Genomic DNA, 22,077 nt, shown 5'->3' on the forward strand with positions numbered 1-22,077 from the left:
CAGATGATACGTGTTTTTATTTATAGTTTTGTTGTATGTGTGCTGGGTTTGGTATTTGGCTTTGTTGCTAATCACAATGGTGTTTTAGTCCTAACATTTTTGCATTTTCGCTTTTCTGCTTCATTGCTTACAGTGTTCAGCATACTGATTTTGTTTTTTGGAATTTCAGCACTTTTATGGTGGTTGTTTTCTGTACTTTTTTCTGTACCTCGTATTTTTTCCAATTATTTTTATAAACGCCATAAAAGGCGCGGTTATGAAGCGCTTTCACAAGGAATTCTCGCAGTGTTTGCTGGAGATAGTGTGTTGGCAAAACAAATGGAAGCACGTGTTAATAAATATCTTGCAGGTACAGGTGAGCCGTTGGTAAAACTCTTAAAAGCGCAGACCTTGTCTTTGCAAAATAATTCTGCCTCTGCCATAAATCTTTATGAGGAAATGAAAAAAGAAACACCAACAAAATTGGTAGGGCTGTACGGTTTGTTTCGTGAAGCTATAAAGAGCAAAGCTTATGAAGCAGCACAGCAATATGCAGAAGAAGCATTGAATTTATCACCAGCACTTGTGTGGGCACATCAGGCGGTGCTTGATCAGCTTAGTATGAGCGGGCAGTGGGAGAGGGCGCTTACTGTTTTTGAACGCGCGCAAAAAGTTTTACCGCGTTCTGTTCGCTCGACTCTAGAGCGTCAACATACACAGGCTTTGCTGCTTTGTGGGAAAGCACGTTACCTGTTTGAGACACATCCGGTAGAAGCGCGTGCTGCCATTTTGAAAGCACATAAATTGGAGCCTGATTTTATTCCGATAACAGTTGTTGCTGCTAATATACTTTATAAGTTAAATGAAACACGTAAAGCTGATAAAATGATTATTACAGCTTGGCAGAAAGAACCTCATCCTGATTTGAGTGCGCTTTATCTTGAAGGAGAAGAGGGAGCTGTCGGGCGATTGAAAAAGGCTAAGAAGCTTGCTTCTTATAATAAAGATACATTTGCAGCAACCTTTCTTATTGCTAAAGCTGCTTTGGATGCTGGTGAGATAGTATTAGCAAGGCAACAGGCACAAAAAGCTCTGCAATATCATCAACGAGAAAGTGTCTATTTATTATTGGCAGATATTGAAGAGGCACAGGGCAATAATCAGGGGGCTGTGCGTCAATGGCTTTCTTTAGCACTACGTGCTGAGCGGGATCCGGTGTGGATGTGTGAGGGGGCTATTTTTCCTTCTTGGTCGGTGGTTTCTCCAATAAGTGGGCGTTTGGGCTGTTTTGAATGGAAGGCCCCTCCCAGCATGCCTCCCATTACATTAGAGGCGGCCAATATTGTGCCTCAAAAACAAGATAAAGAAGATATTGTGGAAAAAGTCGTTAATGTTGAAGATAAGATACCAGAAAAGTTGCCTCCTCTAGAGAATTCTTTTTTGTATGATGCACAAATAGAGAAACAATATATCAAAGAGCAAGAGACTAAAACAGTCAGCAAAACCCATTTAAATGTTGATGATCCAGGGGTTAACACAGAAGATGAGAAGACATCTTTATAAAAAAATAAATTTCCTTTATTTTAAATAAGGAGAGTTATAATCAATATTGTTTGCAAAAATTATTTTCTTATACTTGAAGGATAAAATTTTACTTGATTGCAGAAGTGATTGGTTAAAAAATGTTTTTAAGTCAAAGATGTATTGTTCAAAAACAAAGAAAGAGCAAACAAAGAATTGCTGTCGTTATTCATCGTCGGTCTACATATACTGGTCGTTTGGGAAAATTTTTGCAACAAAATGGTTTTGTTCTTGACATTTATCGTCCTATTTTGGGGCAGAAACTTCCCGATACATTGAAGCATTATGCTGGTGTTGTCGTTTTAGGCGGACCAATGAGTGTAAATGACAGGGATGCTTATATTGGTGAGGAAATTGATTGGATTTCTCTATCACTAAAAGAAAATAAACCTTTTTTGGGTATTTGTCTTGGAGCACAAATGTTGGCACGAAATTTAGGGGGGCGTGTTGGAACAAGAAGTGATGGAACTGTTGAAGTTGGCTGGTATCCATTGGAAGCAACATTGCAAGGAAAGGAAGTGATGAATTGGCCAAACATGGTCTATCATTTTCACGATGAAGGTATTTATGATTTACCTAAAGAAGCAGAAATTTTGGCCACAGGTCACACATATCCTACACAAGCTTTTCGTTATGGAAAAAATGCATGGGGTTTGCAATTTCATGCTGAATTCACACGTGCTATGATGCGGCGTTTGGTGGCTCGTTCGGCACATAAACTCATGGAAAAAGGTGCTCAACCTGCTCCTGCACATTTGCAAGGTCGTTTAATTTATGATCAGGCTTTGAGTAAATGGTTTGAAAATGCATTGCAACAGATCTTTTGTGTGTCTGCCGCCCATGCGTGAGATTTAAGAATTTTGATCATTATGAAATAAGGAAAGTTTTTATTTTGTCTATGTTCCCTTCATTGAAATCAATACGGAAAAGTTTTTCTTTAAGCTATTTATTTTATGGGCTATTTTGTCTTGCTCTGATACTTATTTACACCGCAATGTGGTTTTTTTTTCACGTAAAATAGAAGACCGTGTTGTTGATCTCTTCGCAAGAGCAGCTGCCCATGATATGAAGGTGGAGTGCGAGCATCTACACAAGAACGGTTATCCATTACGTATTGGTGTTGCTTGTGATCAATTTCATTTTACTTGGCCTTTACACGAGCTTTCTTTATCGACGGGATATTTGACAGCTGGAACACCAATTTATGCTCCTTATGGAATAGAACTTAACGTTCATTCTCCTGTATCTATTGTTTTAGATGGAAAAACGCCTATCGTGTCACATTGGCGTAATCTGGTGATTGAAACAGAATCTTATCGGAAAATGGATAAGACATTTCAATTGATCGCTGAAGGGATTGAAATTTCCCCCATTTCTTCATCTTTGGAAAAGAAAAAATCTCAAAAAAAACCGGAATTACAGACGGAAAGTAAAAAGACCGTGCAAGAAAATATTGGAGACCAAGCATCTTTAAAAGATGCTTCAGATGTGATTGTGCCTGTGTTAGATCAAGAAGATGTGCCTCCAAAAATAACAGCAGAATTTTTACGCTTTGATCTGAAACACGATAAAAATCATTTATCGGGGCATATTACTTTTGATGATTTTGATCCTTCTGCGTTTTTTGCTTCTTATTTTGGGGAAGTTCCAAAAATTGATGGAAATTTGGAATGGGTTTTCAATGATATGCCTCGTCTGTTCGAAAATGAAGGAAGCAGTTGGAAACAACATCTGTATGGAAAAAATGGACTTTTAAAGCGCGGTGAATTGAGTTTTCACACAGGTGGTACATTCCGTGTGAGTGGGCCCTTTTCCTTTGATAATGAAGGATATTTGACAGCAAAATTTGAACTTGTTTTTGTTAAGCATATGGAACTTCTTACAACTATGCAACACTTGTTTCCTGAGCAAACTAATAATCTACAGGCTTTATTTTTTGTTCTGGGTGCTATGCCTAAAAGTGCGGATGGTTATCCTGTTATTCCCTTGTTCATTAATCACGGATGGGCAAAGTTAGGATTTTTAAAACTTGGCCGTCTTGCTCCGTTTTAAGTTTAAAAGTCAGTGTCTTGAGGTTGCACAATTAACTTTACTAGCAAAGTGAAGAGGGTGTACTGTCTTAAAATTAAAGATAGTGCACCTGCTTTTTTGTTAATTACCCATGGGTAGTAGGCAAAACGAAGTCTTGAAAACCTAGTCTGTTTTGCAATGCTTTAAGTTTGAAAGCCAGTATTTTGAAGTTGTGCGATCAACCCCGCTGCAAAAGTAAAGCGAGAAATATTGAGATCATTTTCAATAAGGGCACTGATACGGTTTGTTATATTGTAAATGTGGTCTTCTTCCCTTTTACTCCAAGCTGTAAATGGATCTTCTTTTACTCCATAATTTTTCAAGATTTTCATAACAATTTTCCGTAAGTTTTCGGCAATATTTTCTTTAGCTTGGCTTAAGGCCATACTATCATAATAATCCAGTATAGGAATTGTTCGACTTGCTTCATTAATACGGTTGATACGAGTGATTTGAGCAAGTGAGAAATAAATCTCTGCAGTTTTAATGAGGTCGCTGTCACTTTGTTGTGCAATTAAAGAAATATCACAAATTATTGGAGCAGCTTCCAAGAGGGCTAATTGTTTTGCTAGAGATTTTGCTGCTCCTTCTTCATTATAATGTATCGTCTTTTCTTTAATTTTTTGGTTGATATCTTTGTTATTGGAATGTGTAAGCAGTTTTTCAATAACAGTGCGGGCTTGTTTTATTATTTTTACCAGTTCTTCTAATGGAGTTGAGAGATCCATATTGCGCAATCCCCAATTTGTTGTCTCAAAAAGCATCGAAGTAATGGCTGCATAAAATTTGTTTTGGACAAGACCGGGTATTTTATTATCGAGCTTATCAATTTCATTAGACAATTGCGGTATTTCAAAACCATCGCACAAAGCAACGAAAACGCGAAAAATATTTTCAACCTTTTGTTCTGTAGAATCTTGTAGTCGACTTACAAATGTTGGGCCTCCTCGATTGACAATATCATTGGCAAGGATTGTTGCGATAATATTACGGCGCAATTGGTGATTGAGGATTTCTTTCTCAAAGTTTTTTTGAATTTGTGTTGGAAAATAGTGTAACAAGATTGTATCAAAATAACGATCATCAACGATGGGGCTGTGAGCGATTTCTTCTTTTAGGGTTAATTTAGCATATGCCAAAATAACAGCGAGCTCTGGACGTATAAGTCCCTGACCTTGTGTTATTCTTTGGCGTAGAATTTGTTCATCAGGGAGAATTTCTACTCTACGATCCAGAAGTTCTTTCTGTTCTAAATTATGCATAAAGCGTATTTGATAAGGTAAATCAACAATGCTTTGGCTTTCAGTCAGAGAAAGAGCAAGGGATTGCAAATAATTGTTGCGCAAGACTAATTGTTCAACTTGTGGAGTCATTTTTTTCAAGAGTTCATTGCGTGCTTCGCGGGTAAGCGTTTTTGCACGAAGGGCTGATGCCAGAACGATTTTGATATTGACCTCAATATCTGAACAATTAACACCTGCCGAATTATCAATGGCATCCGTATTGCAGCGCCCACCATTTAAGACGTATTCAATTCGGCCACGTTGTGTCACACCAAGATTAGCTCCCTCACCAATTACTTTTGCACGAACTTGTTCACCAGTAATGCGGAGTGAATCATTTGCACGATCTCCGACCTGTGCATCTGTTTCTGTTGTTGCACGGATATAAGTACCAATGCCGCCAAACCATAAAAGATCAACGGGTGCTTTAAGAAGTGCAGAGATAATTTCAAAGGGCGTTCCTGTTTGTTTTTCAAAACCAATAGCTTGTGCTGCCTCGGGTGAGAGCGTAATGGTTTTCATGGTGCGTGAGAAAATGCCACCACCCTTTGATAATTTTGTTTTGTCGTAATCTTGCCAACTTGAACGAGGAAGTTGAAAGAGGCGCATACGTTCTGCATAGCTTTCAGTTATATTTGGATCTGGGTCGATAAAGATATCGCGGTGATCAAAGGCGGCAATCAATCTTGTTTGTTTGGAAAGCAGCATTCCATTGCCAAAAACATCACCAGACATGTCACCAACCCCAACACAGGTGAAAGGAGTCGTTTGAATATCGTGGTTAAAGGATTCTCGGAAATGTCTTTTAACCGCTTCCCATGCACCTTTGGCTGTAATCCCAATTTCTTTGTGATCATAACCTGCGGAACCTCCAGAGGCAAAGGCATCATCAAGCCAAAAGTGGTTTGCTTGGCTAATGCTGTTGGCTGTATCAGAGAATGTTGCCGTACCTTTGTCTGCTGCAACAACAAAATAAGGATCATCACCGTCATGGCTGATGATGTCGTGAGGAGGGCTGATTTTGTCATTAACCAGATTGTCGGTAATGGAAAGCAAAGCTGTGATGAAATCAATATAAGCTTGTCGTGCAGCTTCTATGACTATGGCACGATCATTCGTTTGGGGAAGACAATGAGGATAAAATCCACCTTTAGCACCAACAGGAACAATAACAGCATTTTTAACCTGCTGGGCTTTAACCAAACTGAGCACTTCAGTACGATAATCGAGTGCACGATCAGACCAACGGATTCCTCCGCGTGCAATAGGACCAAAGCGTAAATGAACCCCTTCTACTTCTGGTCCATAAACAAAAATTTCGCGATAAGGGCGCGGTTCAGGCAGGCCTTCAATTTGACGTGGATCTAACTTGGTAGCTAAAATACGCCGTGGACTCCCATTGCTAAGAGGGGTAAAGGCATTACTTCGTAAACTCGCATCGATAAGATTACGATAACGACGTAAGATGAGATCATCATCGAGACCTGATACATTTTGTAATTTTTCTTCAATGCGCTTTTGAATAATTAGCTGATTCTTTTCTCGCTCTTTTTCTGTATGGCTTTGATGAAATTTTAAATGAAACAAGGCATAAAGATCTTGCGTAATGTCAGGATAGGCATTTAAAGTTTGGGCAACACGGTCTTGTGAATAAGGAATGCCAGCTTGTTGCAGATAGCGTCCATAATGACGCAAAATGACAATTTCACGCCAATTAAGCTCAGCTGTTTGTGTTAAAGCATTAAAAGCATCGTTATCAGCATCTTGTGCCCAAATGGCTTCAAATGTTTCAGCGAGTTTTTGACCGTTTTTAGCGAAATCAATACAGACTTGGAAAGCACTTTCTAATTGCATGTCATGAAGATAAACAGAATGTCCGTTGCCATCGGGTAATTCAAGTGTTTGTTCAGCTATAACTCGAAATCCCATATTTTCAAGAAGTGGTACGCGCTTGGAAAGAGCTAGTGCTTCATGGCGGTGAAAAAGCCGAAGAGAAATGCTGCGCTTTTCTTTATTAGGTGTGTGATAAAAAGTAACAAAAAGCGGTTTTTTATCATGAAGACTTAAAATATGTTTAGCATCTTCAATAGCGTTTTCAGCGGAAAATAAGTCACGATAACTGTTGGGAAATTGTTTGGCCAAACGTGTTTGTGGTTCTGTTGTTTTACCAGAAAGAGCTATAGTTTGAATACTGTCTTCCCAACTTCTTGCTATAGAACGCACATGTTGTTCAAGTGTGGTACGCTCTATAAGTGGAGCACTTTCACTGACTTTGCGATGAATGACATAATAAACGCGTATGAGGGTGCTTTCCAAAAAGAGAGGATAGGATTCAAAGAAGTCACCTTTATAAAGTTCAACAAAATATTCGCCAACTCTTTCACGAATATTGCTGCTGTATTGGTCACGCGGTATGTAGACGAGGATAGAAACAAAGCGCCCAAAAGAATCAGTATGAGCAAGCACTCGCAAACGTGGACGTTCGTCTAGTTGCATGATAAGTTTGGCATGTTCTGTCAATATATTAATATCAGAGCGAAACATTTCATCTCTTGGATAGGTCTCTAAAACACTGATAAGGGATTTTCCAGAATAGTCAGCACGATTGTGTCCAAGCCGTTGAATAATGGTTTTGGCTTTTTCTTTTAAGAAAGGAATTTGCAAAATAGAGCGCGTATAAGCTGAGGAGGTAAAAAGTCCAACAATGCGTAGTTCTCCACACAGTTTATTGTCTTTATCAAAGATTTTTAGACCAATATAATCAAGCCAAACAGGACGGTGAATTTTTGAGCGACTGTTGGCTTTTGTAACAATAAATAGGTTATCACTTTCCATAAAAGAGAGGATTTCTTGAGGGGGTTCTTCCACGCTTGCATCACCAATAATACGAATAGAAGCATCGGTGAGAATACCAAGTTCAATATTGCTGGCTGTAAAGGATTTTGTAGGCTCTTGGTTTTTAAGAAAGTTATAAGTACGCATGCCAAGAAAAATGAAGTTATCGTCCATTAACCAATTGAGAAATTCAATGGCTTTTTCACCTTCTTGTTTGTAATTTGATGGGAGACCCGTTTGATAAGCGTGGATATGTTTTTTAACTTCTTCAAGCATAGGCTGCCAGTCTTTCACAGCAGCATTGACCTGTTCAAGAACTAAAGTAAGTTCTTCCTTAAGCTTTTGGATTTGTTGTTCACTTAAGGACTCGATATGAATTTGCATTAGACTGATGCGTTGTCCAGAGGCACAATCAAGGACAGGATGGGCAATCAAATAAATATGATTTTTATGCTGATTAAAGACATTTAAAATAGAATCAAGGAGAAAGGGTTTATTATCGTTAACAAGCGTGATAACTGTGATAGGTTTGTTGTTGCGGGTTAAATTTTGTTCAAAGCAGATAATACTCTTTTCTGCCTTATGGAGATTAAAAGCTTCAGTGGCAATGGCTGTGGCTTTTTGGAGTTCTTTGTCTTGGTAACAAATAATATCTTCTGTATCAGTATGAGCAAAAAGAACTTGTTCTATTTTATTTTGATTGTTTGTTTTGTCTGATGTTTGTTGTTTTAACACAGCGTTTTCCCTTTTGTTTGCTCTTGGTGTTCCTTTTTTGTAAAATAGACTTTACATTATTCTCTTTAATGTAGCACCTTCTTTTTGCAGGAAATAGTAATTTATTTGGAGAAAATAAATTGGTTTCTTCCATTTTATGGTGATAATCTGTTATTTTAAAGCAATATCTTGCGTCTATAAAGAGACGTTTTAGTATTTTTTTAATGTTAATATTTTGTTTCTTTAAATATACAGAATGAAAGTAAAGTAAAGAATGACATGTTTGCCTGAAAGACTTTTAAGTGGTTATCAATCCTTTAGAAAAAATCATTTTTCACGCAAAACAGAACATTATCAACAATTGGCAGTTGAAGGGCAAAAACCTGAAGTTTTGGTCATTGCGTGTTGTGATTCGCGGGCAATACCAGAAACGATTTTTGATGCTAAGCCAGGTGAAATTTTCACATTACGCAATGTGGCAAATTTGGTTCCTCCATTTTCTCCTGATAACCAGTATCACGCAACATCATCAGCAATTGAATATGCTGTGCAATTGCTTGAGGTGAAGCATATCGTTGTTTTTGGTCATGCTCATTGTGGTGGGGTGGGTACTGCTCTGCAAGGAGCGTGCAAGTCTTTATCTTCAAATGATTTTATTGGCCAATGGATAAGTCTTTTAGCACCAGCAGCACAAACAGTCCTTAAAGATGAATCACTGTCCGCATTAGAACAGCAAATTACATTGGAGCAATTGTCTATACATTATTCGATGAAAAATTTAGAGACTTTTCCATGGATAAAAGCACGCCAAGATCAAGGTATTTTGACATTACACGGGGTTTGGTTTGATATCTCAAGCGGTGAATTATGGAGTGTAGAACAGGAAACAGGGAATTTTGTGCGTGTTGAAGTTGAGACAGATGAAGGGTAATATGTGCTGTCTTTTGAAGCTATTGTATGATAAATCTTGACAAATGCTTGGTTTTATTGTTTGAAAGAGCGAGCTTTCAGTGACAAAATTAACTTGGAGCCACCAACTGAGACCCCAGTGTTTAAGGGTATAAATAGATCTCAGAGGTCAACATCCGACGACGCGATGCGTTCTCGGATGTCATTTCGCTTTGGTTGTTGTGCAGCAATGAGGTAAAGAATGTTTGAATCCTTACAAGAACGACTTGGGTCCATACTGTCTCATTTGACAGGACGTGGCGCTTTGTCGGATCAGGATGTTGCAGAGGCATTGCGCGAAATTCGTCGTGCTTTATTGGAAGCCGATGTGGCACTCGATGTCGTGCGTTCTTTTACCGATAGGGTTCGTGAAAAAGCTATTGGGGCTGAGATTGTTAAATCAATTAAACCGGGCCAGATGGTTGTTAAAATTGTTCATGACGAACTGGTTCATGTTCTTGGAAGTGAAAGTGTTCTTAGTGATTTAAATGCGCCTGCACCTGTTGTGATCATGATGATTGGTCTACAAGGTTCTGGAAAAACAACAACAACAGCAAAACTTGCCAAGCGTTTCACGGATAAAAATAATAAAAAAGTTCTTATGGCATCTTTGGATACGCGCCGTCCTGCTGCACAAGAACAACTGCGTCAATTAGGAGAACAGGTAAATTTGCCAAGTTTACCTATTATTGCTGGGCAGTCTCCTGTCGATATTGCAACACGTGCGGTACAAGCAGCCAAATTGGGTGGTTATGATGTGTTAATCCTTGATACAGCAGGTCGTAACCATGTTGATGAAGCTTTGATGCTTGAATTGGCTGAAATTAAAGCTTGTTCTCTGCCACATGAAATTATGTTGGTCGCGGATAGTTTGACAGGTCAGGATGCTGTCCATCTTGCACGTTCTTTTGATGAGCGGGTGGGAATTACAGGAATTATCTTAACACGTATGGATAGTGATGGTCGCGGTGGGGCGGCGCTTTCCATGCGTGCTGTTACGGGTAAGCCGATTAAAGCAATCGGGATCGGTGAAAAAATAGACGCTTTAGAAGAGTTTCATCCAAGCCGTATTGCTGATCGTATCCTCGGAATGGGGGATATCGTTTCTCTGGTCGAAAAAGCTGCTGAGACAATGGATCATGAAAAAGCGGCTGCTTTTGCAAAAAAAATGCAGGCTGGTAAATTTGATCTCAATGATTTGGCGGAACAATTGCAGAAAATGAAAAAACTTGGCGGAATGGGCGGCATTATGGGAATGTTGCCAGGTTTGGGTAAGGTAAAAGATCAGATCGCTGCTGCCGGACTTGATGATCGTTTGTTTAATCGTCAATTGGCTATTATTTCATCCATGACACCCTTAGAGCGTGCTAATCCCGAGCTGTTAAAACATAGCCGTAAACAACGAATTGCTAAAGGCTCTGGCACGAGCGCTGCTGATATTAATAAGCTTTTAAAAATGCATCGTCAGATGGCTGATATGGTAAAAGCTATTGGGGGCAAAGGTAAAGGCGGTTTTATGGGAAAAATGTTGAGCGGGCTTGGTTCTAAGATGGGGCTTGGTAGTAAGGATACTTTGGGCGGTGATTACGCTACACTACCTGATTTATCGGGGTTTGATCCAAAGCAGCTTGCAACACTGCAAAAGCAAATAGAAAGTGGTAAGGGAGGGAATGTTCTCCCTGGTCTTCCAGGGAGTAGGTCTCCATTTCCTGGGCTTTCCAGTGGCATTGCTGAGAGAGGAAAATTTCCTCAACATCCCAAGAAAAAGTAAGATGCGAAGAGAATAAGGAAAGAGGATGCAGAAAAAAATATTAGATGAATTAACGCATTTACGAGCATCTATTGATAATTTTGATGCAGCTTTGATACATATTTTGGCGGAGCGGTTTCGTTGTACAGAGTTGGTGGGACATTTAAAAGCCCATTATGATTTGCCTGCTGTTGACCCTTTGCGTGAGCAACATCAAGTAGAACGATTGCGGCAATTGGCTATAGAAAGTCGTCTTGATCCCGATTTTGCTGAAAGATTTTTGAAGTTTATTATTAAAGAGGTTGTGCAGCACCATGAGGTGATTGCTAAAAACAAAAATGATGCAAATTAATTTAAACGAAAGCCAGAGCTGACAATAGGAGATAAAATATGGCATTAAAAATTCGTTTGTCCCGTGGAGGTTCAAAAAAACGTCCTTATTATCACATCGTTGTTGCGGATGTACGCAGTCCGCGTGATGGACGGTTTATTGAACGTGTTGGTGCATGGGATCCAATGTTGCCAAAAGATGGACCACGTGTGAAACTTAATGAAGAACGTATCCAATATTGGCTTGGTCAAGGAGCACAGCCAACAGATCGCGTGTTACGGTTTTTAGATGCAGCTGGCTTGAAAAAACGTCCAACCCGTAATAATCCAAAAAAAGGTGAACTGGGCAAAAAGGCACAAGAACGTGTGGCAGCTGCAAAACAAGCGGCTGAAGAAGCAGCTGCGGCTGAAGCTGCTTCAGAAGCATAAGAATGATTGTTTTTAAAGAATCATCGTCTCTGCTTTAAAAGCTTTTATAGAAAAAAATAACCCTTATCCGTTTTTGAAAAACAAAAACGGATATTTCTTTAAAAAGATGTTTGATTTTTTTTAAATCAATGTTCTTTTTAAAAAGTCATGGTGTGGTTTTTTTGTCTTCATAAGAAGATGGTTTTTTACTGCTATGCCTCATTTCTTTAATAGGACTTGGGTACTCCTTGTAGAAAAGTCTTTATGAGAGGATAATCATTGCTCTCGGCTTTTGTTTGCCAAAAGCCGTTTTCTTTTCAAAGAAATGAAGATATATTTTCAAAAATCAATGGCGCGGCCTTTAATTTCCCAATCTCCGTAGCGTGAAGGGTCTTTGCCGCCACGTCCGCCATTTTCTAAGGGTTTTGCTTCATTTTTTTCATGTTTACGCCTTTCTTCGGCCTCTTTTAGTGCACGTTGTGCGGCAGGAGAGAGGGATTGTTGTTTATCGATAGTGACATTTTGTGTGCTTATTTTCTCATATTTTTTATCCATTTTAAACCTATTCCATTGAAGAAGCAGAAAGAAAACCCCATCATATAGTATTGATTATATTTTATCATGGAGTTTTTTGAGTAATGAATATAATGCGTACAGCCATGCTTTTGGCTTTTATGACCGCTCTTTTTATGGGAGTTGGTTATTTTGTTGGAGGGGGCAGCGGTATGGTCATTGCCCTGATTATGGCAAGTGGTCTTAATTTTTTTCTTATTGGAATTCAGATAAAATCGTTTTACGCATGTATGGCGCGCGTGAAGTGGATCAGCATTCGTCGCCTGTTTATTATAAGATTGTAAGCGATTTAGCCAAAAAAGCTTCTCTTCCTCAACCAAAGGTTTATATTATTGAAAACGCGCAGCCTAATGCTTTTGCTACAGGACGTAATCCTCAAAATGCAGCTGTTGCGGCAAGTAGCGGATTGTTAGCGCAGTTAAGTCCAGAGGAGATTGCGGGAGTGATGGCACATGAACTTGCACATATTGAGCATCGTGATACCTTGACAATGACCTTGACAGCAACGATTGCGGGTGCAATTTCAATGCTTGGTAATTTCGCTTTTTTTATGGGTGGACGGCGTCATTCTTCAGAGGATTCTCATGGTATGAGCGGAATTGGGGGAATTGTTGCTCTGCTTGTGGCACCTTTTGCTGCAATGCTTGTGCAAATGGCTATTAGCCGCACGCGTGAATATGCTGCCGATCGACGAGGTGCTGAAATATGTGGTAATCCATTATGGTTGGCTTCGGCATTGCGTAAAATTGCCCATGGTGGGCATAAAATATATAATGAAGAGGCAGAGCATAATCCAGCAACAGCGCATATGTTTATTATTAATCCCTTGAGTGGTGAGGGAGCTGATAGCCTTTTTTCTACCCATCCAGCAACGGCAAATCGTATTGCTGCTCTTTATCGGCAGGCTGAAGAAATGAAAGGGGATCTTGCACAAAACATAGGATGGAATGAAGAGGATGGCTTGAAGGAAAAAAGCAGCGCCTTTCATGAGAGAGCTTTCCAGCATTATGCCCAAACCGGTGTATCGGATCATCAACAAAAGAGTGATTTTCAGCGCGTTACAAAACGCCCTTCTTGGCTTCATTATGGAGACTAAAAAAGCCTTGACTATAGAAATCTTAAAGAAATAAAGGCATAAAGGTGTTGTTTTGAAAGACAAAAAAGCGGGGCATGTGTCCGAAAAAGAGATTCTGGGATTAACTGTTCGGCAGGTGTGTGTTCGTCTTTTAGGCGCGGTGCTTGATAAATATGCTTCCCTTTCAGGATTAACGGATAATGATCATGGGCATCCTCAATATTTAAGGCTTTTTCAGCGAGATCGTTTGTTGTGTCGCGCTATTTTGGCAGCGGCGTTGCGTCATCGAGGACAGATTACAGCAGCTTTATCACGCTTTTTAGCGCGCCCTTTACCTTCACAAGCATTTTCTCTTCAGCATCTTTTGCATATCAGTGTCGCGCAAATTCTCTATCTTAATATTCCCGATCATGCTGCCATTGATTTAGCAGTGCGTGTGGCTAAATTTGATCCGCGTATGCGCCGGTTTTCAGGGGTGGTTAATGCTCTTTTACGCAATGTTGCACGTGAGGCAGCCTTTTTGCGCCTTCAAGCTCCTAGCGTTGAAGGAGTGCCAGAATGGTTCTCCCAGCTTTTAGTGTCAACTTATGGAAAAGAAAAGGCTCAACAGATTTTGACAATTCAAACTGTTCCACCTTCTCTCGATTTGACAGTGAAATCCGATAGTGTGGAATGGGCTAAACGGCTGGGCGGTGTTGTGTTGCCCAATGGTTCTATTCGGTTGAACAGTTTAGATTGTGCTGTTGCTGATTTGCTGGGCTATGAGGAGGGAGTTTGGTGGGTTCAGGATTTTGCGGCGGCGTTGCCTGCTTGCTTACTTGGCAATATTCAGGGTAAACGGGTTGCTGATCTTTGTGCAAGTCCTGGGGGAAAAACTGCTCAATTGGCTTTGCAGGGCGCTGATGTGACAGCAATTGATCTTTCTGCTAGTCGGATAAAGCGTTTAAAGGCGAATATGGAGCGCCTGCATTTTTCAGTTTCTACTTGGCAGGGGGATGTGAGAAATTTTCATCCTGAAAAGCTTTTTGATGCCGTGCTTCTTGATGCTCCTTGTTCATCTACGGGCACAATACGCCGTCATCCGGACGTTTTATGGACAAAATCAATGGATGATATTGCCACATTAGCGGCCTTACAATATGATTTGCTTGTTGCAGCAGTTGCTTTGGTGAAAAAAGGTGGCTGCATTGTTTTTTCTAATTGTTCTTTGGCAAAAGAAGAAGGTGAAGGTGTCATTGAAAAAATTTTGTCGACACGTAACGATATTGTTTTAGAGCCTATCCTTGCAGAGGAAATGGGGGTGATGGCGCATTTGCTCTCGTGTGAGGGGATTTTGCGCACAACACCTGCAGATTTTTGTCAGGAAGATTTTGACGCTGAGAAAAATATTTTTTTAGGAATGGATGGTTTTTTTGCCGCACGCCTGCGAAAAGTAGCTTAATTAACGGTTCATTTACTAAAATGGCTGAAATTGTGCACGATTCAGTAGGTACGGAGATGAGATTGTGGCAATTGCAGTAAAAGGTCCTCAGATAAAGGCGTCCGACTTCGTTTATGGGGCACAGCAATTTATAAGGCGTTTATCGGTTGGACCACTGTTTCGTTGGCGATTTTCAGGATTTCGTCCCCATACAATTTTAGCGCATCCCATGGATTTGCATTTGGCTGATCCGGTGATGGCACATGAGTTTTACCATGGACGTTTTGCTTTTATGGGTCAGGTTGTTCATTCTGGTGCTGTTTCCCCTTTTGCATTGGTTCCGCCAACACCGGAATGGGAGGCAGCTCTTCATGATTTTCATTGGTTGCGACATATGACAGCAGCAGAGAGCAATTTGGCAACAGCCCATGCACGCACGCTCTTAGAGGATTGGCTGGATCATGGAGGCAAAAAAGTAAAGGGATTGGCTTGGAGTGCACCGGTGGTGGCACGGCGTCTAATTTCTTGGATTTGTCACTCAAAAATGCTCTTGCAAGGAGCAAGTGAAGAGTTTGAAAAACGCTTTTTGCGTGCACTGGGATTCCAATTTCGATATTTGCGTGTCACGATTTCCAGTATGGAAAATAATGATCAACGTCTACAAGCCGCAATAGCTTTGACATTTGCTTCTTTGGCTTTGCCTGTTTCTGCAGTTATGAAAAAAAAGGCGCAAAATTTCCTTATAGAGGAGCTTTCATGCCAAATTTTGGTTGATGGTGGACATATTTCGCGTAGCCCTGTTATTTTGATGAATTTGTTAACGGATTTATTGTCGTTACGGCATCTTTTTATGCATAGCAATGAAACGGCACCGCGTATTTTGATTGATTCTGTAGAGCGTATGTTGCCAGCTTTACGGTTTTTTATCCATGAAGATCAAACTTTGGCGCATTTTAATGGAGTGGGGCCCCTTGTATCAGAACGCTTATCTGCACTGTTAGAGCTCGATGAGACAGTAGGGCAACCTTTTAGTTTTGCGCGTTATTCAGGATTTCAGCGTTTACAAGCCAATCAAACAACAGTGCTTGCCGATACAGGAAAATTTCCACCACGTTCCGCTGCAAAATATGCTGGTTCGGGATGTTTGTCTTTTGAAATGTCCTCAAAGGGAAGTCGTTTTGTTATTAATATGGGTGTTGATCCTTATGGACGTGAAGAATATCGACATTTAGGGCGTGTTACCGCGGCACATTCAACAGCAACGGTGAATGATTGCTGTGTCGGGGTTTTTCATAAAAAAAGAACGGGTGCTTCCTTTTTGCTTGAGGGACCAACAGATGTGAAAGTGCGTCGTATAGACGATTCAGAGAAAACTGGTTTTATTGCTAGCCATGATGGATATGTGCGGTCTTTTAATCTTGTGCATGAGCGTGGTCTCATCTTAGCGACAAATGGCGACATGATCGAGGGTTTTGATCGCTTTTTTATGCCAAATAAAGCACTCTCAAAGCGACAGAAGAGAGTACAAAGTGAACAAAATAATGTTGCTGTTCGGTTTCATCTTCACCCAGAAGTAGAAGTCAATTATGATGGTAAGCATGTGCGTTTAGCTGTGGAGAATGGGCAAGTGTGGTACTTTATATCCCCTGATGCAGATATTTACCTTGAAGATTCAATTGATTTTGCTGCGTTAACAGGACCGCAGCGTACACAACAGATTGTTTTGTATTTCCACCCTACAGTTCAGGAAAAAGTTCGTTGGCGTTTTATCCGCCGTTCATGAGAAAAATGATCCTCTTCTTAATCATTGCTGATAAATGAAGCGTTCTTCTTTCTCTGTTAAAAGAGAAAGGGATTTTATCCTTGCAGTGTATTTTAATAAGAGCGTGTGCTATGAAGCTATAAGATTATTTTATTTGAATTTTAACCATTTCATTTTTAGGGTTTCTGTTATGGGTGTTGTTGCAAAAAATTTTCCCATACCTGATCTTCATCGGGTTCGTCGTGTTCTTCTCTCCGTGTCTGATAAAACAGGTGTGGTTGCTTTTGCACAAGCGCTTCACGCTTACGGTGTTGAATTGATTTCAACAGGAGGAACAGCCAAAACCTTAATGACTGCTGGTTTGCCGGTAAAAGATGTTGCGGAGGTCACAGGATTTCCAGAAATAATGGATGGACGTGTCAAAACACTCCATCCCTTGATTCACGGGGCTCTCTTGGGAGTCAGAGAAAATCCTAGCCATGCGAGTGCTATGGAGCAGCATGGCATTCATGGAATTGATCTTCTGGTGGTGAATCTTTATCCTTTTGAAGAAACTGTTCAATCTGGAGCAGATGGACAAACCATTCTTGAAAATATTGATATCGGTGGACCAGCAATGATCCGCGCTGCGGCGAAAAATCATGCTTATACTGCTGTGGTAACAGCAGTGCGTGATTATGAGGTGGTTCTTACTGAATTAAAGCAGCATGAGGGATGTTTAAGCTTTTCTCTGCGACGTCAGTTAGCAATGCATGCTTATGCACATACGGCTGCGTATGATGCGGCAATAGCTTCGTGGTTTGCAGAGGATTTAAAAATTGAGACACCAGCATGGCAGAGTTTCTCGGGGCATCTTGAGACGGTTATGCGCTATGGGGAGAATCCGCATCAAAAGGCAGCATTTTATCACAATAGTGAAAAACGTTTTGGGGTCGCAACAGCTAAACTTTTGCAAGGTAAAGCGCTGTCTTATAACAATATGAATGATACTGATGCGGCATTTGAATTGGTAACAGAATTTGATCCCAAAAAAACTGCTGCTGTTGCGATTATTAAACATGCAAACCCTTGTGGTGTTGCAGAAGGTGCGAGTTTGAAAGAGGCTTATTTGAAGGCTTTGATGTGTGATGATATTTCCGCGTTTGGCGGAATTGTTGCATTAAATCAAACTCTTGATGAAGAATGTGCTCAGGAGATTGTTAAAATTTTTACGGAAGTGATTATTGCTCCTGATGCAACAATGGCGGCACGGGAAATTATTGCAAGCAAGAAAAATCTTCGTTTGCTGATAACGGGTGGTCTTCCTGATCCACGATGTGGAGGACTTCTTGCCAAAACGCTTGCAGGTGGAATTTTAGTGCAGTCGCGTGATAATATGGTGGTTGATGATCTTAAACTGCAAGTGGTGACAAAGCGGGCACCTAGTCCAGAAGAAATGCGTGATCTTCAATTTGCTTTTCGGGTGGTAAAGCATGTTAAATCAAATGCTATTGTTTATGCAAAAAATAGTGCAACTGTTGGAATTGGCGCGGGGCAGATGAGTCGTATCGATTCGGCCCAAATTGCTGCACGTAAAGCTGAAGAAAGTGCAAAGAGAGCAGGTTTAACACACTCTCTTGCGAAAGGGTCTGTGGTTGCATCGGATGCTTTTTTTCCTTTTGCTGATGGTTTATTGGCAGCTGCTGGGGCAGGCGCAACAGCAGTTATTCAACCAGGTGGTTCTGTGCGTGATGAAGAAGTGATTGAGGCTTGTGATGCGCATGGTTTAGCAATGGTTTTTACGGGTGTGCGGCATTTCCGTCATTAACGGGTTTTGGTGTTTTTTACGAATAAGTTTTAAAGGCGCTTCTCATGTCGTGGACGCATGTCTGTTATGATTTTATAGCACAACACTTTTTTGTAATTTGCTCTAAATTATACAGCAGAGGGATTAGAATAAAGTTTGAGTAAAAGATATGGATATTTTGCGTTCTTATAGTAATTGGCGTCGTTACCGGCGGACAGTAAATGCGTTGAGTCGTCTTTCAACATATGAACTTAATGATCTTGGCATTCATCGTGGCGATATTGATTCCATTGCGCGGCGTTATTCTCGGAAGCCTTTGTAAGATTTATTTATGTTGGCGTTTAAAAAAGCTGTTTTGTTGTAAAGAAGCATCTTGCGATGTTTTCAAGTTGGTTTCATGATATTGCTGGTGGATCGTGTGACAGTGTGGTTTAAATGCTGTCGGGAACCGTCATTTTTACGTTTAAAAAAGTGCAAATCGGTGCAGTTGTCCGGTGTGCGAGTCCTTTAGTGTTGCAACAAGCTCTTGCATTTGAGAGTGTTTAGGAGGGGCATCTTTACTCCTTTTCGTTGAGAGCTTTGTCCATACGTAAATTTTGCCATACGTAAATTTTGTTTGTGATGGGGTAAGGGAATCATTTTAATTGCTTGCCCATAAATAGGTTTGATATCAGAGAGTCTGCGTGTATTTGGTTCTCTCAGAATAGGTGTAAAACCTTTGTTATCCTTATAAATCAATCTCTTGTCTTGTTATGAGATGAAAGGAAGAGTTTTTTCTCCATTTATAATACGGTAAAGAGAGCAGGGGATCCTCTGTGTTTGCCCTAGTGGCGGGCTTGCGTGCTATTTCTTGAAAAAGCAAATGTTATCGTTGATAAAATTCTCTGCATAATGGGGGTGAGAATATGTTTTGTTGTGGTGATGTTTCTTAAGGTAAATATCTTATTTTTTATCTTTTTTGCTGTAGCAGAAAAAGAGAGGCACCCAAAATGCCAGCAGCTAAGATAAACCATGTGATGGCGTAGACAAGATGATTGTTTCGAAAGTGAACAATCGTGAGACCAGCAATGGGAAGGGCTTCTTGTGGTGTTGTTTTTTTGCCAGCATCAATGAAATAAGGTGCAACTGTGGAAAGACCAAGTTTCTCTGCCATAGTGGGAAGATTGCGCGTGTACCATATATTTTTATCAGGATCGTTTTTACGTGGAAAAAAACCATTTTTTTCACTCATGCGTAACAACCCTATGATGGTGGTTTGTTGGGTATCTATAGCTTCATATTGATGAGATTGCGTATTTGTTTGTGATGAATCAGAGTTTTGAAAGTCATCGCGTGCGTCCATAGGAATAAAACCACGGTTAATAAAGGTCAGAGCGTTATCTGCTGTTTGTAAAGGGGTCAAAACCCAGTAACCGCTCGTATCTTGAGCAACAGCCGTGACTAAGATGTTTTTATTTGTCAAAAATTTTCCTGTGATCGTGACAGGGCGATACTCATCTTTTTCAAAAGTAATTTGTTCCCATTGATTTTGTGATGGGGCTATTATGGGAGGTAAATGAATACGTTGATTGGCACTGGTGATAAGATTTGTTTTCCAGTTTAATCGTTGTACTTGCCATATACCAAGTGCACTGAAGAGAAGAAAAAAACACATACAGAATATGCCAAAGAGAAATGAAGAAAAATGACTTTGTTTTTGTTGAAGCTTTGTCATGGAGGAATCTGTTTTGCTCATGATGAATTGCTTCCTTATTTAAGATAATAAGCATTCTTTTAACATGATACTTGGTAAAAAAAACCATTTTCTGCCTCATTTCATTAAGAAAAGAGAGCCGTACGATTCGGTAAGGAATGCAAAAGGTTTTACAAAAGACTTGACCTTTTGGTATCGACACCCTATTAAAAGCACGACTTCCCTAATATCTGTTTAAGGGGTGTTGTGCGCTGTTTGCCTTCATTCTGCTTTATGGGTATTGGGATTTTGAGAGTTTTTTAGAGTTTAAAGGTGAAGTTTATGTCTCGTGCTTGCGAATTGACAGGAAAAACAGTTCTTTATGGCAATAATGTTAGCCATGCGAACAATAAAACCCGTCGTCGTTTTTTACCAAATCTTTGCAATGTGACATTGATTTCTGAAGTGTTACAGCAAAATTACCGTTTGCGGGTTTCAGCAAGTGCTTTGCGGTCTGTGGAGCATCGCGGTGGCTTGGATGGTTTTTTGCTTAAAGCCGATGATAAAGAATTGTCACAACGTGCGCGTTTGTTAAAGCGCCAAATCGTTAAGAAAAAAGCTGAACAAGCAGCTTAATTGCCTCTGGTTGTTATGAAGCTCAATTGTTTGTTTATATTCTCTAGGGGTATTGTCTTATAGATTTGCAGTTTTTGATTCGTTGTATTTGATTGGTTCCATATCCCAGGTTAAAAAAAATGTCTTCAAAACACGATTTTTTATTAGCATGGAAAGAGAAGAAGTATATCGCTTTTTCTCTTGCCATGTGTCTTGCTGTGACGGCTTCTAATATTTTAGTTCAGTATCCTGTCTACTGGTTTGGTTTAAATGAACTGCTCACTTATGGGGCTTTTACTTATCCGTTTGCTTTTCTCATTAATGATTTAACCAATCGTTTTTATGGTCCGGCTGCTGCACGGCACGTGGTTTATGCTGGCTTTTTTTCCGGTGTTTTTGTTTCGTGGGTATTGGCTACACCACGGCTTGCAATTGCATCAAGTTTAGCGTTTTTGTTTGGGCAACTGCTCGATATTGCTGTGTTTACTCCTTTGAGACGTAAAACATGGTGGAAGGCACCTCTCGCAGCAGCATTGGTCGGTTCGGCTTTGGATACGGTTGTGTTTTTTGCTCTTGCTTTTTCTAGCGCTTTTGCTGTTATCGATCAGATAACAGGTTATGCTGATAGTTCCATTTTGGAGAGTACTGTTTTTGGTGTGATAGATCTTCCAGTTTGGTTTTCGCTGGCTTTTGGCGATTTTTCTGTAAAAATCATTATGAGTCTGTTTATGTTAATTCCTTATGGAACAATTCTTAGCGCTGTGAGAATACCTCTTTATCAAGGACATTCAAAAGATGATCCATCTTTTGTGAGCAGCAAATAATCATTATTTGTCCTCTTATTTCTTTAGAGAAAAAAAGATTTTTACGTGTCTTTATTAGAGGCATTTTAGTTGTGTGTGCTGTATAGAGATTTTTTATAGATTTCTTATTTTCTCGCATAACTTCAAGAGGCTGTTTTGGTTGAGGGGATGATCGTCTTCTAAAGATTTATGATTGTGTGCGTTCTAGACATTCAATTTTTTCAAATGTAATAACTTCTTATAAATGATTGGGAAACATAAAGGGCGCTTTACAAATCGCCGTGCTCTGATGGGGATGGTTTCTTTTCAACACAATGGTACTTTGTGGCGCCCTCTGTTTTTTGTGAGGGACTATTCTTCAATGTAAGAGAACGTGCAGTGAAAGCTGGCAAAAAGAAAAGCGGTATTGGCTTTAGGCAGGCAAGGCTTATTGTAGGAATTGTGTCCTATGGTGTTGATTACGTGCTATGGTT

At 40.1% G+C, this 22,077-nt stretch carries 15 protein-coding genes and 2 pseudogenes; 14 read left to right on the plus strand and 3 right to left on the minus strand.

All coding sequences use genetic code 11. The features are described 5' to 3' along the window. The first annotated feature begins 3 nt into the window (after positions 1 to 3). The 3 genes from BN202_RS04360 (at position 4) to BN202_RS04370 (ending at position 3,612) form a co-directional block, all read left to right on the plus strand. Complete coding sequence (locus BN202_RS04360) at positions 4 to 1,542, plus strand: heme biosynthesis protein HemY (RefSeq protein WP_019219327.1); 1,539 nt, start codon at positions 4 to 6, stop codon at positions 1,540 to 1,542. 119 nt (positions 1,543 to 1,661) lie between these two features. After that, the gene (locus BN202_RS04365) at positions 1,662 to 2,408 is read left to right on the plus strand and encodes a glutamine amidotransferase (protein ID WP_019219328.1); all 747 of its coding nucleotides are present in this window, start codon (positions 1,662 to 1,664) and stop codon (positions 2,406 to 2,408) included. Positions 2,409 to 2,556: 148 nt separating this feature from the next. Then, positions 2,557 to 3,612 carry a DUF2125 domain-containing protein gene (locus BN202_RS04370; protein WP_034987438.1) on the plus strand — a complete coding sequence of 352 codons (1,056 nt, stop codon included), beginning with the start codon at positions 2,557 to 2,559 and terminating at the stop codon, positions 3,610 to 3,612. 161 nt (positions 3,613 to 3,773) lie between these two features. On the opposite strand, the gene BN202_RS04375 is transcribed toward BN202_RS04370, so the two are convergent. After that, positions 3,774 to 8,483, minus strand: a complete 4,710-nt coding sequence (locus BN202_RS04375) for an NAD-glutamate dehydrogenase (protein ID WP_019219330.1) — start codon at positions 8,481 to 8,483, stop codon at positions 3,774 to 3,776. A 253-nt stretch (positions 8,484 to 8,736) separates the two neighbouring features. On the opposite strand from BN202_RS04375, the gene BN202_RS04380 reads away from it, so the two are divergent. The 4 genes and pseudogenes from BN202_RS04380 to rpsP all read left to right on the plus strand — a co-directional run bounded on the left by BN202_RS04380 (position 8,737) and on the right by rpsP (position 11,919). Beyond that, complete coding sequence (locus tag BN202_RS04380) at positions 8,737 to 9,393, plus strand: carbonic anhydrase (RefSeq protein ID WP_019219331.1); 657 nt, start codon at positions 8,737 to 8,739, stop codon at positions 9,391 to 9,393. Between the two features lie 219 nt (positions 9,394 to 9,612). Next, positions 9,613 to 11,181, plus strand: coding sequence for a signal recognition particle protein (gene ffh, locus BN202_RS04385; protein WP_019219332.1), 1,569 nt, complete (start codon positions 9,613 to 9,615; stop codon positions 11,179 to 11,181). A gap of 25 nt (positions 11,182 to 11,206) precedes the next feature. Continuing rightward, positions 11,207 to 11,534, plus strand: a pseudogene (locus BN202_RS04390) (chorismate mutase). Positions 11,535 to 11,550: 16 nt separating this feature from the next. Then, positions 11,551 to 11,919, plus strand: coding sequence for a 30S ribosomal protein S16 (gene rpsP / locus BN202_RS04395; RefSeq protein WP_019219334.1), 369 nt, complete (start codon positions 11,551 to 11,553; stop codon positions 11,917 to 11,919). Positions 11,920 to 12,237: 318 nt separating this feature from the next. Here the strand turns inward: rpsP and BN202_RS04400 are convergent, their stop codons facing one another. Continuing rightward, positions 12,238 to 12,453, minus strand: coding sequence for a DUF1674 domain-containing protein (locus BN202_RS04400; protein ID WP_019219335.1), 216 nt, complete (start codon positions 12,451 to 12,453; stop codon positions 12,238 to 12,240). A gap of 83 nt (positions 12,454 to 12,536) precedes the next feature. On the opposite strand from BN202_RS04400, the pseudogene htpX reads away from it, so the two are divergent. From htpX to BN202_RS09430, 5 genes and pseudogenes are all read left to right on the plus strand, one after another. Further along, positions 12,537 to 13,567: pseudogene (htpX, locus tag BN202_RS04405) on the plus strand (zinc metalloprotease HtpX). 52 nt (positions 13,568 to 13,619) lie between these two features. Further along, positions 13,620 to 14,987 carry an RsmB/NOP family class I SAM-dependent RNA methyltransferase gene (locus tag BN202_RS04410; RefSeq protein WP_019219336.1) on the plus strand — a complete coding sequence of 456 codons (1,368 nt, stop codon included), beginning with the start codon at positions 13,620 to 13,622 and terminating at the stop codon, positions 14,985 to 14,987. 64 nt (positions 14,988 to 15,051) lie between these two features. Next, on the plus strand, positions 15,052 to 16,749 hold the full coding sequence (locus tag BN202_RS04415; protein ID WP_019219337.1) for a heparinase II/III family protein: 1,698 nt from the start codon (positions 15,052 to 15,054) through the stop codon (positions 16,747 to 16,749). A 169-nt stretch (positions 16,750 to 16,918) separates the two neighbouring features. Next, positions 16,919 to 18,535, plus strand: coding sequence for a bifunctional phosphoribosylaminoimidazolecarboxamide formyltransferase/IMP cyclohydrolase (gene purH / locus BN202_RS04420; RefSeq protein WP_019219338.1), 1,617 nt, complete (start codon positions 16,919 to 16,921; stop codon positions 18,533 to 18,535). A 148-nt stretch (positions 18,536 to 18,683) separates the two neighbouring features. Further along, positions 18,684 to 18,836 carry a DUF1127 domain-containing protein gene (locus tag BN202_RS09430; protein WP_019219339.1) on the plus strand — a complete coding sequence of 51 codons (153 nt, stop codon included), beginning with the start codon at positions 18,684 to 18,686 and terminating at the stop codon, positions 18,834 to 18,836. A gap of 627 nt (positions 18,837 to 19,463) precedes the next feature. Here BN202_RS09430 and BN202_RS04425 read toward each other — a convergent pair. Beyond that, positions 19,464 to 20,249: an SURF1 family protein gene (locus tag BN202_RS04425; RefSeq protein ID WP_019219340.1), complete on the minus strand. Its 786-nt coding sequence runs from the start codon at positions 20,247 to 20,249 to the stop codon at positions 19,464 to 19,466. 279 nt (positions 20,250 to 20,528) lie between these two features. Here BN202_RS04425 and rpmB point away from each other — a divergent pair, with 279 nt between their 5' ends. Continuing rightward, complete coding sequence (rpmB, locus tag BN202_RS04430) at positions 20,529 to 20,822, plus strand: 50S ribosomal protein L28 (protein WP_019219341.1); 294 nt, start codon at positions 20,529 to 20,531, stop codon at positions 20,820 to 20,822. A gap of 119 nt (positions 20,823 to 20,941) precedes the next feature. After that, a complete protein-coding gene (locus BN202_RS04435) occupies positions 20,942 to 21,625 on the plus strand; it encodes a queuosine precursor transporter (protein WP_019219342.1) in 684 nt (227 codons plus the stop codon). Positions 21,626 to 22,077: the final 452 nt, after the last annotated feature.

This window comes from Bartonella florencae (assembly GCF_000312525.1).
Taxonomy (GTDB): domain Bacteria; phylum Pseudomonadota; class Alphaproteobacteria; order Rhizobiales; family Rhizobiaceae; genus Bartonella; species Bartonella florencae.

Bases quoted from the DNA above. Each gene is read 5' to 3' on its own strand.
- BN202_RS04360 (WP_019219327.1), top strand. From the start codon at position 4: ATGATACGTGTTTTTATTTATAGTTTTGTTGTATGTGTGCTGGGTTTG.
- BN202_RS04365 (WP_019219328.1), top strand. From the start codon at position 1,662: ATGTTTTTAAGTCAAAGATGTATTGTTCAAAAACAAAGAAAGAGCAAA.
- BN202_RS04380 (WP_019219331.1), top strand. From the start codon at position 8,737: ATGACATGTTTGCCTGAAAGACTTTTAAGTGGTTATCAATCCTTTAGA.
- ffh (WP_019219332.1), top strand. From the start codon at position 9,613: ATGTTTGAATCCTTACAAGAACGACTTGGGTCCATACTGTCTCATTTG.
- rpsP (WP_019219334.1), top strand. From the start codon at position 11,551: ATGGCATTAAAAATTCGTTTGTCCCGTGGAGGTTCAAAAAAACGTCCT.
- BN202_RS04400 (WP_019219335.1), bottom strand. From the start codon at position 12,453: ATGGATAAAAAATATGAGAAAATAAGCACACAAAATGTCACTATCGAT.
- purH (WP_019219338.1), top strand. From the start codon at position 16,919: ATGGGTGTTGTTGCAAAAAATTTTCCCATACCTGATCTTCATCGGGTT.
- BN202_RS09430 (WP_019219339.1), top strand. From the start codon at position 18,684: ATGGATATTTTGCGTTCTTATAGTAATTGGCGTCGTTACCGGCGGACA.
- BN202_RS04425 (WP_019219340.1), bottom strand. From the start codon at position 20,249: ATGAGCAAAACAGATTCCTCCATGACAAAGCTTCAACAAAAACAAAGT.
- rpmB (WP_019219341.1), top strand. From the start codon at position 20,529: ATGTCTCGTGCTTGCGAATTGACAGGAAAAACAGTTCTTTATGGCAAT.
- BN202_RS04435 (WP_019219342.1), top strand. From the start codon at position 20,942: ATGTCTTCAAAACACGATTTTTTATTAGCATGGAAAGAGAAGAAGTAT.